Annotated in this window: 15 protein-coding genes, 1 tRNA gene and 1 pseudogene; 7 read left to right on the top strand and 10 right to left on the bottom strand. The window is 72.0% G+C overall.

The genetic code is table 11. The annotated features are described in order from the left end of the window. Positions 1 to 14: 14 nt before the first annotated feature. Together ASC58_RS04870 and ASC58_RS04865 are read right to left on the bottom strand one after the other, a co-directional pair. Entirely contained in the window at positions 15 to 482 is a 468-nt protein-coding gene (locus ASC58_RS04870; protein WP_056918556.1) for an MOSC domain-containing protein, read from the bottom strand. A gap of 32 nt (positions 483 to 514) precedes the next feature. Beyond that, positions 515 to 1522 (bottom strand): GNAT family N-acetyltransferase, encoded by a 1008-nt coding sequence (locus ASC58_RS04865; protein WP_056918555.1) that lies wholly within the window; start codon positions 1520 to 1522, stop codon positions 515 to 517. A gap of 92 nt (positions 1523 to 1614) precedes the next feature. Here ASC58_RS04865 and msrA point away from each other — a divergent pair, with 92 nt between their 5' ends. Together msrA and ASC58_RS04855 are read left to right on the top strand one after the other, a co-directional pair. Further along, positions 1615 to 2331 carry a peptide-methionine (S)-S-oxide reductase MsrA gene (gene msrA, locus ASC58_RS04860; RefSeq protein WP_369796213.1) on the top strand — a complete coding sequence of 239 codons (717 nt, stop codon included), beginning with the start codon at positions 1615 to 1617 and terminating at the stop codon, positions 2329 to 2331. 140 nt (positions 2332 to 2471) lie between these two features. Next, positions 2472 to 2960, top strand: a complete 489-nt coding sequence (locus ASC58_RS04855; protein WP_056916599.1) for a GNAT family N-acetyltransferase — start codon at positions 2472 to 2474, stop codon at positions 2958 to 2960. Here the strand turns inward: ASC58_RS04855 and ASC58_RS04850 are convergent. Then, positions 2884 to 3402 (bottom strand): DUF1992 domain-containing protein, encoded by a 519-nt coding sequence (locus ASC58_RS04850; RefSeq protein ID WP_056916598.1) that lies wholly within the window; start codon positions 3400 to 3402, stop codon positions 2884 to 2886. The two genes, ASC58_RS04855 and ASC58_RS04850, sit on opposite strands and share 77 nt — an antisense overlap. A 69-nt stretch (positions 3403 to 3471) precedes the next feature. Here ASC58_RS04850 and ASC58_RS04845 point away from each other — a divergent pair, with 69 nt between their 5' ends. Then, positions 3472 to 4362, top strand: coding sequence for a cobalamin-binding protein (locus ASC58_RS04845; protein WP_056918553.1), 891 nt, complete (start codon positions 3472 to 3474; stop codon positions 4360 to 4362). A 25-nt stretch (positions 4363 to 4387) separates the two neighbouring features. Here ASC58_RS04845 and ASC58_RS04840 read toward each other — a convergent pair whose 3' ends face one another. Then, a complete protein-coding gene (locus ASC58_RS04840; RefSeq protein ID WP_056916596.1) occupies positions 4388 to 5764 on the bottom strand; it encodes a cystathionine beta-synthase in 1377 nt (458 codons plus the stop codon). A 118-nt stretch (positions 5765 to 5882) separates the two neighbouring features. Here ASC58_RS04840 and ASC58_RS04835 point away from each other — a divergent pair, with 118 nt between their 5' ends. Both ASC58_RS04835 and ASC58_RS04830 read left to right on the top strand, forming a co-directional pair. Further along, entirely contained in the window at positions 5883 to 7043 is a 1161-nt protein-coding gene (locus tag ASC58_RS04835) for an SGNH/GDSL hydrolase family protein (protein WP_082552972.1), read from the top strand. 44 nt (positions 7044 to 7087) lie between these two features. After that, the gene (locus ASC58_RS04830) at positions 7088 to 8311 is read left to right on the top strand and encodes an acetyl-CoA C-acetyltransferase (protein ID WP_056918552.1); all 1224 of its coding nucleotides are present in this window, start codon (positions 7088 to 7090) and stop codon (positions 8309 to 8311) included. Here the strand turns inward: ASC58_RS04830 and ASC58_RS21540 are convergent. After that, a complete protein-coding gene (locus ASC58_RS21540; RefSeq protein ID WP_235529108.1) occupies positions 8304 to 8480 on the bottom strand; it encodes a hypothetical protein in 177 nt (58 codons plus the stop codon). The two genes, ASC58_RS04830 and ASC58_RS21540, sit on opposite strands and share 8 nt — an antisense overlap. 117 nt (positions 8481 to 8597) lie before the next feature. Further along, positions 8598 to 9449 (bottom strand): Bax inhibitor-1/YccA family protein, encoded by an 852-nt coding sequence (locus ASC58_RS04825; RefSeq protein ID WP_056918551.1) that lies wholly within the window; start codon positions 9447 to 9449, stop codon positions 8598 to 8600. A gap of 165 nt (positions 9450 to 9614) precedes the next feature. Here ASC58_RS04825 and ASC58_RS04820 point away from each other — a divergent pair, with 165 nt between their 5' ends. Next, on the top strand, positions 9615 to 10733 hold the full coding sequence (locus ASC58_RS04820) for an endonuclease/exonuclease/phosphatase family protein (protein WP_056918550.1): 1119 nt from the start codon (positions 9615 to 9617) through the stop codon (positions 10731 to 10733). Between the two features lie 38 nt (positions 10734 to 10771). Here ASC58_RS04820 and ASC58_RS04815 read toward each other — a convergent pair. The 3 genes from ASC58_RS04815 to ASC58_RS04805 all read right to left on the bottom strand — a co-directional run bounded on the left by ASC58_RS04815 (position 10772) and on the right by ASC58_RS04805 (position 13185). Next, positions 10772 to 10849 (bottom strand) — tRNA-Leu (locus tag ASC58_RS04815). A 19-nt stretch (positions 10850 to 10868) separates the two neighbouring features. Next, positions 10869 to 11702 (bottom strand): SDR family oxidoreductase, encoded by an 834-nt coding sequence (locus ASC58_RS04810; protein ID WP_056916592.1) that lies wholly within the window; start codon positions 11700 to 11702, stop codon positions 10869 to 10871. Next, complete coding sequence (locus ASC58_RS04805) at positions 11695 to 13185, bottom strand: NAD(P)/FAD-dependent oxidoreductase (protein WP_056916591.1); 1491 nt, start codon at positions 13183 to 13185, stop codon at positions 11695 to 11697. Before ASC58_RS04805 ends, ASC58_RS04810 begins: the two co-directional genes overlap by 8 nt. 52 nt (positions 13186 to 13237) lie before the next feature. Here ASC58_RS04805 and ASC58_RS04800 point away from each other — a divergent pair, with 52 nt between their 5' ends. Continuing rightward, positions 13238 to 13909, top strand: coding sequence for a TetR/AcrR family transcriptional regulator (locus tag ASC58_RS04800; protein WP_235529107.1), 672 nt, complete (start codon positions 13238 to 13240; stop codon positions 13907 to 13909). Between the two features lie 25 nt (positions 13910 to 13934). Here the strand turns inward: ASC58_RS04800 and ASC58_RS21250 are convergent. After that, positions 13935 to 14439: pseudogene (locus ASC58_RS21250) on the bottom strand (mammalian cell entry protein); the annotation flags it as partial.

Here is a 14439-nt window from a genome sequence, read left to right as displayed (position 1 = left end):
CTCGGTCGCCGCGCTCAGCCGTCGGTGTCGAGGACCTCCACCGCGTCCCCCAACCGGATGGTGCCCGACTCGAGGATGCGGAAGACCGCCCCTCCCCGGGCGTGCAGCGCCCGCATCGCGCCGGGGCCGATGTGGTCGTCCATGAGGCGGCACGGCGCGGCGAGGCGCACCACCTCCAGGAGGGTGTCACCGACCCGCACCCGGGTGCCCGGCCTCGTGGGGACCGGGCCGACGGAGATGGTGACGTTCCGCCGCGTCGAGCCCGCCGGCACCGGCGCCCCGAGGTCGGCAGCGGCCGCATCGAGGTCGGGCTGCGCCTGCACGGTGACGTGCCGGTGGCGCGTGCCGTGGTAGCGGTCGCCGACCAGCCCCCTGCCCGCCTCGGCCTCGACCTGCTGGACGGGCTTGGTCGGCAGGCGGGTGCCCGGGGCGAGGTGGATCGCCGTCACCACGGCCGGGGCGGAGGGGGTCTCGGCGCTCATGCGTCCAGTCTCCCCCGTGTCCTGCGTCGGCCTCACAGCACCTTCTGCCACTCCCTCAGCCAGGCGTCCTGCACGTACCCGACCTCGCGGTTCACCGCGAGCATCGGGAGGTTGTCGTCGGCGTTCCAGGTGCGGATCCCCCTCACGCCGGGGAGCTCGTCCATCACGGCGAGCGTGCAGGCCGCCTTGAGGCGCAGGCCGAGACCGTGGCCGCGGTGCCCACGGACGACGAGGGTGTCCTGCTGGTAGGCCAGACCGTTCCGGTCGACCTGCACCTGGGTGTAGCCGACCAGCTCACCGGTGGAACGGTGCACGGCGAAGGTGTCCACCACCCGGCGTCCCATCGCGGCGATCTGCGCGTACGTCGACCGCACGCGGTCGGCGTCCCACACCTCTTCCTCGAGCCGCAGGTCACCGAGGGGGACGTCGGTGCTCATCCGCCGGCTCAGCTCCGCACGCCCCTCCAGCCACTCCTGCGGTATGCCGTCCCAGCAGGTCCGCATCCGGTACCCGTCCGCCCCGTCCCCGGCGAGGACGGCCTGCAACCGGTCACGGTCAGCGGGCAGGGGCAGGGTGTTGCGCCGCACCGTCTGCGCGGCGGCATACCCGCGGCTCGCGGCGAAGGCTCCCCCGTCGTCCTCGCGTCCCATGCCCCACTGCGTCTCGGCGGTGATGACCGAGCGCCCCGCCCGCACGGCCTCGGTCTCGGCCTCGGCGAGCAGCCGCGAACCGATCCCGGCGCGACGGTGGCCCGGTGAGACGGCGAGGTCGACGTCGGCGGTGTCGAGGTTGTCGTGCAGCGGCATGGCCAGCGTGGCGGCACCGACGACGGTGTTCCCGACGACGGCAGCCCACGCGAGCCGCCGACGCTCGGTGCTGCGCAGCAGCTCACGCCGCTCCTCGAGGCCCCAGCTCGAGTGGGCCTCACCGAGGGCGTCCCGGCTCGCGTCCTCGTAGACATCGGCCCAGGCACGGAACACACCGTCCTGGGCGGGGTCCTCGGCGTCGACGCGCAGCACCCGGACGTCGGTGGAGGTCATCCCCCCAGCCTGCCGCCTCCCTGTCCCCGTCCGCCACCACGGTGCGAGCGGGATGGAACAGCCGCGTGCAGGTCCGCGTTGAACCGAGCGTGATATTCGGATCGCGAGCCAAGACCACGCTGCCCACCGCGGAGAGCGCCCTCACGGGCCGCTCCACGCGCCCGTTCCACCTCGACGGAACCCATACCGTCCTCAAGACCCCGCTCGAGGGCCCGTGGCCGGACGGCACCGAGGTGTTCTACATCGGCTTGGGCTGCTTCTGGGGTGCCGAGCGCATCTTCTGGCGCCAGCCCGGCGTCGTGACGACGGCCGCCGGCTACATGGGCGGGTTCACTCCCAACCCCACGTACGAAGAGAGCTGCACCGGCCAGACGGGCCACACCGAGGCGGTCCTCGTGGCCTACGACCCGGAGCAGACCACCCCCGAGCTGCTGCTCAAGGAGTTCTGGGAGAACCACGACCCGACCCAGGGCAACCGGCAGGGCAACGACATCGGCACCGCCTACCGCTCTGCCATCTACTGGACCACCCCGGACCAGCAGCGGGCCGCGGAGGCGACGCGCGACGCGTTCCAGAAGGTGCTCACGGACCACGGCTACAAGACCATCACGACCGAGCTGCGGTCGGCGCAGGACGCCGGCCCGTTCTGGTACGCCGAGGACTACCACCAGCAGTACCTCGACAAGAACCCCGGTGGCTACTGCAACCACGGCCCCAACGGGATGACCTGCCCCGTCGGCCTGGTCAAGCAGGACCAGCTGCCCTCGCAGGAGAGCGTGCTGCGGGTCAACGACTCCTCCGGCAGCTGAGGCGCCCCGGAGCCCCCGGGCCCAGGGCACCCTGCGCTCCACCCCGCCACCACTACGGCACTGATCGCGCTGCGCGATCAGTGCCGTAGTGCCGACACATGCCGGGGAGCGCTGCGGCCGCATCGGCCTAGGCTGCTGCGGTGCTGATCCGCGACGCCCGACCTGACGACCTCGCCGCCTTCGCCCCGATCTTCCGCCAGGTGGTCGACGACGGCGAGACCTACGCCTACCCCGAGGGCCTCACCGACGACGAGATCCGCGGACTGTGGTTCGAGCGGCCACCGGGCCGTACCGTCGTGGCCGTCGACGACGCCGGCACGGTGCTCGGCAGCGCTAAGATGGGACCGAACCGCCCCGGGCGCGGGGCCCACGTGGCGACGGCGAGCTTCATGGTCGGCGCGGCTGCCAGGGGCCACGGCGTGGGTCGGGCGCTCGGCGAGGAGATGCTGCGCTGGGCGGGAGAGCAGGGCTACGCCGCAGTGCAGTTCAACGCCGTCGTGGAGAGCAACACCGCTGCCGTCGCCCTGTGGAAGGACCTCGGGTTCGAGGTCCTCACGACAGTCCCAGCAGCCTTCGAATCCAGGAGCCACGGCCGCGTCGGCCTGCACGTGATGCATCGCCTGCTGTGACGGCCGCGGCCTCCTGGGCAGCACGCACCGCCTGCTGACGACGTTCCTCGCGCAGGACCCGCCAGCGCTCCACGAGCTCGTCCACGTCGACGATCCGTGCCCAGACGGGTGACCGCGGCCCGACACCGGGACGCAGGCGGTCCTCGCGGACACGGTGGTTGTAGTCGGCGAGGACGGCGCGCACGCTCTCCTCGGTGCGCAGGTCCAGCAGCGACTCCGGGAACCCAGCGGCCTCCTTGCGCAGCGCCATCGACGGCGACATCGCCCCCGACAGGTCGAGGTTCTCGCGCTCGACCAGGCCCTTGACCCACCAGTCAGGGTCCTCCACCTCCGGGTTGCCGAGGCTGCGCAGCGGCTTCCCGGCGCCGGGCAGGTTGTCGAACTCCCCGCGCTCCTGCGCCTCCCGGATCGCCTTCTCCACCGGCGACTCCCACCGATCCACGTTTCGACCCTAACCCGGCCCGTGGCGGCGACGCACGCCCGACGGCACCGCTGCCCGTAGGGTCTGAGCATGCGCATCGTGTCCCTCCTGCCGTCGACGACCGAGATCCTGTTCGCGGTCGGCGCGGGACCCCAGGTGGTCGGGGTGACCTTCGAGTGCGACACCCCTGCCGAGGCGCGCGAGCGCACCATCGTGTCGACCACCGCGATCCCGGAGGGGTTGCCACCACACGAGATCGACGCCTTCGTGAGCCGGGCGATGGCCGCCGGGGAGGACCTCTACCACCTCGACGCCGGTGCCCTGTCGTCCCTCGACGCCGACCTCGTCGTCACCCAGGACCTGTGCGCGGTGTGCGCCGTGGACGTGTCGGTCGTGGACGACGCCCTCGCCTACCTCGGCTGCCGTGCCGAGGTCCTCACCATCGACCCGCACAGCCTCGACGAGGTGCTCGCCTCGGTGCTCACCCTGGGCCGGGCCAGTGGCCGGCCCGATGCCGCAACCGAGCTCGTGCGTGGTCTCCGGGCGCGGCTGGCCACCATGCAGGAGTCCGTCTCCGGTGCGCCACGGCCGCGCGCGCTGGTCCTGGAGTGGACCGACCCGGCCTTCGCCCCGGGGCACTGGGTGCCCGAGATGGTGACCGTCGCCGGGGGCACCAACGCGCTCGGCGACGCCGGGGAGAAGTCCGTGCGGGTCACGTGGGAGGCCGTGCGTGCCAGCGCCCCCGAGGTCGTCGTCTGCGCGCCCTGCGGCTACGACCTCGAGGGGTCGATCGAGCTCGCCCACGCCGCGATCGCCTCCGGCGAGCTGCCGAGCGACGCACCCGTCTGGGCGGTGGATGCGAACGCGAGCTTCGCCCGCCCCGGGCCACGCCTCGTCGACGGCGTCGAGGCGCTGGCCGGGATCCTGCACCCCGAGCTCGCGCCACCGCCGCGCGCCGACATGGCGCGCCGCCTGCGCTGAGGTCCGAGGCCCTGGGGCGGGACGGTCAGCCGACGAGGGAGATGAGCAGGTCGGCGCGGGTCAGCACCCCGACCGGCTTGCCGTCCTCGACCACCATGATCGCGTCCGACTTCTCGAGCTCGTGCCGGGCGACCGACACCGGCTCGCCCGCACCGACGAGCGGCAGCGAGGGCTCCATGTGCTTCTCGACCGGGTCGGTCAGGTGGGCCGAACCGTTGAACAGCGCCTCGAGCAGGGCGCGCTCGCTCACCGAACCAGCGACCTCCCCCGCCATGACGGGGGGCTCGGCACCGACCACGGGCATCTGCGACACCGAGTACTCGTGCAGGATCTCGATGGCGTCGCGGACGGTCTCGGTCGGGTGGGTGTGCACGAGGGCGGGCAGGTCGCCGGCCTTCTGGTGCAGCACCTCGCCGACGGTGGCCTGCCCCGCGCTGCGCATGAACCCGTAGGAGTTCATCCAGTCGTCGTTGAAGATCTTCGACATGTAGCCACGACCGCTGTCGGGCAGCAGCACCACCATGACCGCATCGGCCGGGAGGTCCTTGGCCGCACGCAAGGCCGCGACGACCGCCATGCCGCAGGAGCCACCGACGAGCAGGCCCTCCTCCTTGGCGAGGCGGCGGGTCATCTCGAACGAGTCAGCGTCGCTCACGGCGATCACGTCGTCGACCACCGACGGGTCGTACGCGGTCGGCCAGAAGTCCTCGCCGACACCCTCGACCAGGTAGGGGCGGCCGGTGCCGCCGGAGTAGACCGAACCCTCCGGGTCGGCGCCGATGACCCGCACGCGCCCGCCATCGCGGTCGGCCGAGGCCTCACGCAGGTAGCGGCCGGTGCCGGTGATGGTGCCGCCCGTGCCCACGCCGGCCACGAAGTGCGTGATGCGGCCGTCGGTGTCGTTCCAGATCTCGGGCCCGGTCGACTCGTAGTGCGAGGCGGGGCCGTTCTGGTTGGCGTACTGGTTCGGCTTCCACGCACCCTCGATCTCGCGGACGAGGCGGTCGGAGGTCTCGTAGTAGGAGTCGGGGTGGTCGGGGGCCACGGCCGTCGGGCACACCACGACCTCGGCGCCATACGCCTTGAGCACGTCGCGCTTGTCCTGGCTCACCTTGTCGGGGCACACGAACACGCACTTGTAGCCCTTGCGCTGCGCGACGAGGGCCAGCCCGACACCGGTGTTGCCCGAGGTCGGCTCGACGATGGTGCCGCCGGGCTTGAGCTCGCCGGACGCCTCCGCGGCCTCGATCATCTTCAGCGCGATGCGGTCCTTCACGGACCCGCCGGGGTTGAGGTACTCGACCTTCGCGAGAATGGTGGCCGAGATGCCCTCGGTGACCGAGTTGAGCTTGACCAGGGGCGTGTTCCCGACGAGGTCGGCGATGTGCTCTGCGTACTTCACCGCCTCATCCTCTCAGACGGTTGAGGGAGGCCGGACCACGCCTCGTGGGGCACCCTGAGGTCAGGCACGACGTTGGTGAGGGACAGTCGGTGAGGTCGACGGAGCGAGGAGGGCAGTGATGGGTCGGGCACGCAGGGCACGCAGGATCGCCGCCACCGCGGCATACGGCGGTGGCGGGCTCGCGGCAGGGATCGGCGCCCTCGGCGCGCTCGGCTACGGCGTCCTCAAGGTCGAGGCCCGGATCGCCCGACGGCTCGTCGGCCAGCCCTTCGACGGCGCACCCGACGACAACGGCACGTATGGCGCGGGGTTCGGCGAGCCGGTCGAGCTCATCGTGCTCGGCGACTCCTCCGCGGCGGGGATGGGCGCCGACACCCCCCACCAGACCGTGGGGGCGATCATCGCCAACGGCGTCTCGGCCCTCACCGGCCGCCCGGTCCGCCTCACCAACACCGCCGTCGTCGGCTCCGAGTCGTCGGGGCTGGAGCTGCAGCTCGCCAACGCGCTCGACCGGGTCCCCCGACCCCACGTCGCCGTCATCATGATCGGCGCCAACGACGTCACCCACCGGATCGACAAGGCCATCGCGGTGCGCCACCTCGAGACGGTGGTGCGCTCGCTGCGCACACTCGGCACCGAGGTCGTCGTCGGCACCTGCCCGGACCTCGGCACCATCGAGCCGATCCCCCAGCCGCTGCGCCTCATCGGCCGCCGCTGGTCGCGCGACCTCGCCGCCGCCCAGACCGTCGCGGTGGTCGAGGCCGGCGGGCGGACCGTGTCCCTCGGCGACCTGCTGGGGCCGGAGTTCTACGAGCGCCCCAAGGAGATGTTCAGCGCCGACCGCTTCCACCCGTCCCCGGCCGGGTACGCCCGCGCCGCGGCCGCCCTCCTGCCCAGCGTGTACGCCGCGCTCGGCGTGTGGTCCGGGGAGGGCGACGACGACCGGCTGCCCGACTCCCGGCGCGGCGAGGGCGTCGGCCCCGTCGCCGTCGCGGCCACGTATGCCGTGCGCGACCCCGGCACGGAGGTGAGCGCCACCCAGATCGCCGGCCAGGCCCGGGGCCCGCGTGGTCGCTGGGCCAAGCTGCTGCGACGCCCGCACGACCCCGTCCCCGACCGCCAGGACGACAGCCCCTCCCCCGACGGCACCCCGACCGGGACCGGCGACGTGCCGCCGTCGGGCGACGCGCCCTCCCCTGACGCGCCCGGCGAGAGCAAGGCCACACCGGGTGACCCGCGCCCGGACGAGGCCGCACGGCATACCATCGAGGCTGACTAAGCGACCGCTCACCCGGCGGTCGCCCTCGACGAGGAGGAACCCCCGTGACCGAAGCCGTCATCGTCTCCACCGCCCGCACGCCGATCGGCCGGGCGTTCAAGGGCTCGCTCAAGGAGATCCGCCCCGACGACCTGTCGGTGCAGGTCATCCGTGCCGCGCTGGCCAAGATCCCCGAGCTCGACCCGACCCTGGTCGAGGACCTCTACTGGGGCTGCGCCGAGCCGTCCGGCCGCCACGGCTCCAACATGGCGCGCGTCATCTCCGTGCTCGCCGGGTTCGACGGCCTGCCGGGCTCGACGATCAACCGGTTCTGCGCCTCCTCGGTGCAGACGACCCGCATGGCCTACCACGCGATCAAGGCCGGCGAGGGCGACATCTTCCTCTCCGGTGGCGTCGAGTGCGTCTCGCAGTACACCAACTGGGCCGGTGCGGGCGGCTCGGCGGGCGACGACCAGAACCCCGCGTTCAAGCCCGCGCAGGAGCGCAGCGAAGCCATCGCGAAGTCGAACGGGACCTGGACCGACCCCCGCGAGCAGGGCCTCGTCCCCGACGTCTACCTGTCCATGGGCCAGACCGCCGAGAACGTCGCGACCCTCAAGGGCATCAGCCGGGAGCGCCAGGACGAGTGGGGCGTCTCGTCGCAGAACCGTGCGGAGAAGGCCATCGCCGACGGGTTCTTCGAGCGCGAGATCGCCCCGGTCACGCTGCCCGACGGCACCGTCGTCAGCAAGGACGACGGTCCCCGCTCCGGCGTCACCCTCGAGGCGCTGCAGGGACTCAACCCCGTGTTCCGCGAGCAGGGCACCATCACGGCCGGCAACTGCTGCCCCCTCAACGACGGCGCCGCGGCGGTCGTCGTCATGAGCGACACCAGGGCCGCCGAGCTGGGGCTCACCCCCCTCGCCCGCGTCGTGTCGACCGGCGTCTCCGGCCTCTCGCCCGAGATCATGGGCCTCGGCCCCGTCGAGGCCTCGCGCCAGGCGCTGGCCCGGGCCGGCATGACCATCGGGGACATGGACCTCTACGAGATCAACGAGGCGTTCGCCGCGCAGGTGCTGCCCTCGGCGGACGAGCTGGGCATGGACTTCGACAAGCTCAACGTCCACGGTGGGGCCATCGCCCTCGGCCACCCGTTCGGGTCCACGGGCGCCCGCATCACGACGACCCTGCTCAACGGGTTGTCCGCGCGTGACGGCCAGTTCGGCCTCGAGACGATGTGCGTCGGTGGCGGCCAGGGCATGGCCATCATCTACGAGCGCCTCAGCTGAGGTCCGCCAGGAGGCCCCGGAGCCGCGACGACAGGTCGTCGGCTCCGGGGTCTCCTGCTGCGCAGGCATCGTGGACGAGGACTGTCAGCTGGTCCATCAGGGCGCCGGGTCCGAGGTCTGGCAGCAGCGGGGCGTCGTCACCCGCGAGGTCGTCGAGCAGGGCCCGCACCGTCGGGACACAACGAAGCGCGTGGTCCAACGGCAGCTGATGCCACCGTCGGACCACGCGCTGGAGTTGTGTCGAGACCTCCTGCGGGACAGGTGATCTCGGGGGCACAGCCGAATGCTAGTTGTTGCGAAGGCGACCGAGCAGCCGCAGGATCTCGAGGTACAGCCACACGAGCGTCACGATGAGCCCGTGCGCGAGCAGCCACGAGTACTTCTCCGGCGCACCGGCCGCGATGGCGCGGTCGATCGAGTCGAAGTCGACGGCCAGCATGGCGGAGGCGAGGCCGATGGCGAACAGCGAGATGCCGATGCCGAGCGGGCCGGAGCCGCCGATGCCGAACGCGGTGTTGGTGACGAGGGCGTAGACGAGGTTGATCAGCGCGAAGATCGCGTAGCCGATGACCGCCATGGTGACGATGCGGCGGAACTTCTCGGTGACCTTGATGATGCCGGTCTTGTAGGCGATGAGCATGCCCGCGAACACGGACAGCGTCGCCAGCACCGCCTGGGCGACGATCCCGCGGAACACCGGGGTGCCGGGCGCGTCGAAGGCCGTGGCGTAGACGTAGCTGATGGAGCCGACGAGCAGGCCCTCGAACACGGCATACGCGACGATGAGCGGGACGCTCACGGTCTTCCTGAACGCGATGACCAGGCCGAGCACCAGGGTGGCGACGATGCCACCGAGCAGCAGCGGCATCCCGATCGAGGGCGTGAGCTGCCAGGCGATCGCAGCCACGACCACGACGATGGCGAACAGGCCCGTCGTCTTCATGACGACGTCGTCGATGGTGAGGCGGCGCATCTGCGCCGGGCCGGCGGCCGGCTGGTTGTAGAGGTCCTGCAGCTGCTGGGGCGTCATCGGGCCCGCGCCCGCGGGGGCGCTCGGCTGCTGGGGCGCGCGGCCGAAGCCTGCGTAGCCCTGACGGGATTCCTTCTCGATCCGGTCGAACACCGGGTTGCTGGCCATGCGTTGCTCCTTGAGGGGCGTCGTGCGGCCCTGCGGTCGGCCGCTCACCCCAGACTACGCGTGGGACCCACCCCAGAGTTCCCGTGCAACGCCACCTGTGGGTGCGCCGGAGATTTCACCTGCCGGGTATGGCGCCGCGCGGCCGGCGCGGAGGACGCTGGAGGTGTGCGGATCGCGAGCTTCAACGTGGAGAACCTCTTCGATCGAGCCAGGCTCCTGGGCGGCGACGACTGGTCGACGCACCGCACCCTGCTGGAGAAGTACGCGCGCCTGACCCGGCTGCTGCAGCGGCCGACGTACACCGCGGACGACAAGGCGCTCATCGCCCTGCTGCTCGTCGACCTCGGCCTCGAGAAGTCCGACTCGGGGACCTACGTCACGCTCCGGCAGAACCGCGGACGGCTGCTCAGCCGGCCTCGCGCCGGCGGACTCACGGTGGTCGCCGAGGGACGCCGCGACTGGGTCGGCTGGCTGGAGCTGCGGACCCAAGCCGTCACCGAGCTCGCGACCCACCACACCGCGCTGGTGGTGCACGACCTGGCCGCGGACGTGCTGGGCGTGGTCGAGGCGGAGAGCCGCATCGCCCTGCAACGCTTCAACGTCGACCTGCTGCGCCCCGTCAGCGACCGCATCTACGGCCACGTCATGCTCGTCGACGGCAACGACGACCGGGGCATCGACGTCGGCATCATGACGCGCGGGGACCACCCGATCGAAGGCATCGTCAGCCACGTCGACGACGCCGACCTCGCAGGCCCGATCTTCGGGCGGGACTGCCCGGAGTACTCCGTCAGCCTGCCCGGCGGTGGGCGGCTCCTCGTCCTGGTCAACCACTTCAAGTCCAAGGGGTACGGCAAGGCATCGGAGTCGGACACCCGCCGACGTCGGCAGGCCGAGCGCGTGGCGGAGATCTACCGGCAGCGACGGGCCGAGGGACACGAGCACGTGGTCGTCCTCGGCGACCTCAACGACTTCCCGGGCTCGGCTCCCCTGGCACCCCTGCTCGTCGGCACGTCGAGCGCTCCGTCGGACCTCAGGGACGTCTCGGCGCACCCCTCGTTCGACGACGGCGGCTACCCCGGCACGTACACGACCGGTCGGACGGCCAACAAGATCGACTACATCCTGTGCTCGCCGGCCGTCTTCACGTCGATCACGGCCGGTGGCATCTTCCGTAAGGGCGTCTGGACCGCCTCACGGCGCTGGGAGATGTACCCGACCCTGACCCGCGAGCAGGACGCCGCATCGGACCACGCGGCGCTGTGGGTGGACGTCGACCTCTGAGCGACCTCGGGGCCACGCGGCGCACGGGGTTGGTGCACTGGTGCCCCCGACGGGGGTCGAACCCGCACCTGTGGCGATTTTAAGTCGCCTGCCTCTGCCAGTTGGGCCACGGGGGCGGGCCCAGTATGCCGCGGCTCAGCGCCCCCGGGACGCGAGTCGCCGGGCGCCGCTGGCCTGCAGCTGGATGACCGCCCGCGTCACGACCGGGACGTACCGCAGGCCGCGCCACGTCACGTGCGCCATGGCCCCGACCGGGATGACGGCCTTGTTGGCCGCGAGCCCGTCGACGCCACGCCTGGCCGTGAGCTCGGCCGTGAGGAACCGCGGCTGCAGCATCCTGACCCGCGACCGGACGCTGCTGCCGCCGAAGCTCGCCGGCGCCTCGTACATCGAGTCGAGCAGCGGGGTGTCGACGAAACCGGGGCAGAGCACGCTGACCTGGATGCCCAGCGACGCGGCCTCGGCACGCAGGGCCGTCGAGAGCCCGACCACGGCGTGCTTGGTCGTCGTGTACGGCAGCATCGACGGTGCCGGGATGAGGCCGGCCAGTGAGGCGGTGTTGAGGATGTGGCCGCTGCGCTGCACGCGCATCACCTCGTAGGCCGCCGTGACGCCGTTGATGACGCCGCGCAGGTTGACGTCGATGGCCTTGTCCCAGTGCCGCTGGTCGAGCTCCTCGAGGAGGCCGCCCAGGCCGATGCCGGCGTTGTTGACCATCACGTCGAGGCGGCCGTGCTCGGCGACGACGTCCTGCACGACCTGCCGGACGGCGGCCGCGTCGGCCACGTCCAGGGCGACGGCGGAGCACCACGGACCGAGCTCGGCGGCCGTCGCCTCGGCTCCCGCGAGGTCGAGGTCGGCCAGCACGACGTGGCTGCCCCGACCGACGAGCTCCGCGGCGATGGCCTTGCCGATGCCGGAGGCGCCTCCGGTGACGATGCTGACCTTGGGCTGGAACGGCTTACGCATCAAGGGATTCCTTCGTGGGACGTCGGGCGGTTTCTGCTCTGACCGGCTCGAACACGGAGTCGTCCATCGTCCGTGTGCGCCACCAGTAGGCGATGGTCGAGCCGGGCCAGAGCGCGGTGTTGTGGCCGAACCGGTCGAGGTACCAGCTCTTGCAGCCGGTCGCCCAGACGGTGTGGCGCGACCTGCGGCGCATCTCCTCGGTGAAGGCGTCCTGCGCGGCCTCGGTCGTCACGCGCGCACCGCGATGGGCACGGTCGAGTCCCTGCAGGATGTAGCGGCTCGCGAACTCGGTCATCATGACGACCGAGCTGTGGCCGAGCCCGGTGTTGGGCCCGAGCAGGAGGTAGAGCTCGGGGAACCCGGCGACGGTGATGCCGAGGTGGCTGTGCGCGCCCTGCGACCACGCCTCGTCGAGGGTGCGACCCCCGAGCCCACGGATGCCCATGCGGTCGTAGCTGCCGGTGAGCGAGAACCCGGTGCCGAGGACGATCGCGTCCACCTCGTGCCGGGCTCCGCCCGCGGTGACGACCGCCTGCGGCTCGATCCGCTCGATGGGGTCGGTCACGAGGGTGACGTCGTCGCGGTCGAAGGCCGGCCAGTAGGTGCTGGAGAGCAGGATCCGCTTGCAGCCCAACGTGTAGTCGGGGGTGAGGGCGGCCCGGACCTGCGGGTCGCGCACCGACTTCGCGAGCTCCCGTCGCGCGATGCGCTCGGCCACCCGGGCGATGACGGGGAACCGCACGAACAACGGCGCCTGCGCCTCCATCCGCCAGTACGTGAGCCAGCGCACCGCCCGCTGCAGACCCGGGTGCCGACGGAAGGCCGTCTTGCGCCGGGCGCTCCACGGCAGGTCGCGCTTGGGGAGGGTCCACGCCGGGGTGCGCTGGAACACCGTGGTGTGCCCTGCCCGTGGCGCGAGCTCGGGCACGAGCTGCACGGAGCTGGCACCGGTGCCGACGACCGCGACGCGTCGGCCGTCCAGGTCGTCGCGCTCGGGCCACTGCGCCGTGTGCATGACCGCACCGGCGAAGTCGTCCAGGCCGGGGATGTCGGGACGGGCAGGCTCGTGCAGGGCACCGACCCCGAGGACGAGGGCGTCCGCGGTCCAGCGTCGCCCGTCCGCCGCGGTCAGCGCCCAGTGCTCCCGCTCTGTGTCGTACTCGGCCGCCACGAGGTCGGCGCCGAAGGTGATCCGGTCGCGCAGGCCGTACCGGTCGGCGACCCCGCGCAGGTAGCCCCAGATCTCGTCGGCCGTCGCGTAGTCGCGGCTCCAGTCCGGCTTCTGGTCGAAGGAGAAGCTGTACAGGCGGGACGGCACGTCGCAGGCACAGCCCGGGTAGCGGTTGTCGCGCCAGGTGCCGCCCACGTCGTCCGCCCGCTCGAGGACGGCGAAGTCCTCGCCGCGCTGGGCGAGCCGGACCGCCATACCGAGCCCTGAGAATCCGGTGCCGACGATGACGACCCGGTGGTGGGGAGTGGCCATGAAGGCAACTTACCATCAGTAAGTTACCGGCGGTAGCGGTAGGCTTCGGGGCGTGCCCACGTCCACCTCCTCCCGTCGAGCCCCCGCCTCTCGCACCGGGACCTCCGCACGGCCCACCCGGGTCCGGATGCCGCGCGCCCAGCGCGAGGAGCAGATCCTCACGGTCGCCGAGCTCGTGTTCGCCGAGAACGGCTACTCCGCGACGACCATGGAGGACATCGCCGAGCGGGTCGGGGTCACCAAACCCCTGATCTACGAGTACTTCGGGTCCAAGGAGGGGCTGCTGTCGGCGTGCATCACCCGGGCCCGCACCCAGCTGCGCGAGGCGACCGAGTCCGCGTGGGAGTCCGTCGGCCCGACGGCCTCGCTCGAGGAGGTCTTCCGCGCCGGCATCCACGCGTTCTTCACCTTCATCGACGGCCACGCGACCGCGTTCGTGCTCATCCAGCAGGAGGGCGCCGTCGCCTCCCAGGCGAGCCCGCTCATCGAGTCCATCCGCGAGCAGCAGTCCGCGGCGACCGTGGCGGCCTTCCGGGCCGCCCCCTCCCTCGCGGGCGTCCCCGAGACCCTGCTCGAGGGGTATGCCGAGGTGGTCATCGGTGCGTGCGAGCGGCTGGCCGTGTGGCGGACCACCCGGCCCGACGTCGGGGTCGAGGACGCCACGGACATCGTCGTCTCGAGCGTGTGGGGCGGCCTGGCGGCCCTGGTGCCGTCGGCCGGGTGAGCCGGTCAGCAGCCGTTCGAGCCGGTCAGCGGCCGGGTGACTGCGAGACGGTCGTCCCGCGCAGCATGGGTCCTGCGAGCAACGTCGTGATGGCGGACGGCGCGCGCCCCGGGTCCAGCAGGGCACCCACGACGGCCTGCTCCTGGGTGGTGCCGGCCAGCCCTGCGTCGGGATCGGCCACCGCCGCCCCCGACGGACCGGCGAACATCGACGGCAGGGCGGAGAACGACGGGTTGGAGGGGTAACCACCCACGTTGTCGGTGCCGTCGTCGAACTTCTTCCCCGGCACGGGACGGGCCTGGGACGTCCTCGGGTGCGGCAGGAGCCCACAGCTCGCCGGCCGGTGCTCGCCCCAGCGCGGCTCCTCCCCTGGGGTGTACCCCGGACGCTGCGGCGCGACCTCCACCGTGATGTGGAACTGCGAGTCCCGGAACGCCTCGTCGATCCGCGGACGCCAGTCCACGAGGGCCTGCGTGAAGCACGGGTACTGCGGCGAGTACTTCAAGCACGGGTACTGCGGCGAGTACTTC

It is taken from the genome of Phycicoccus sp. Root101, from assembly GCF_001426245.1.
Classification (GTDB): Bacteria; Actinomycetota; Actinomycetes; order Actinomycetales; family Dermatophilaceae; genus Pedococcus.
Note: the sequence above shows the minus strand (reverse complement) of the source record. Positions and strands in the feature narration are given on the sequence as shown.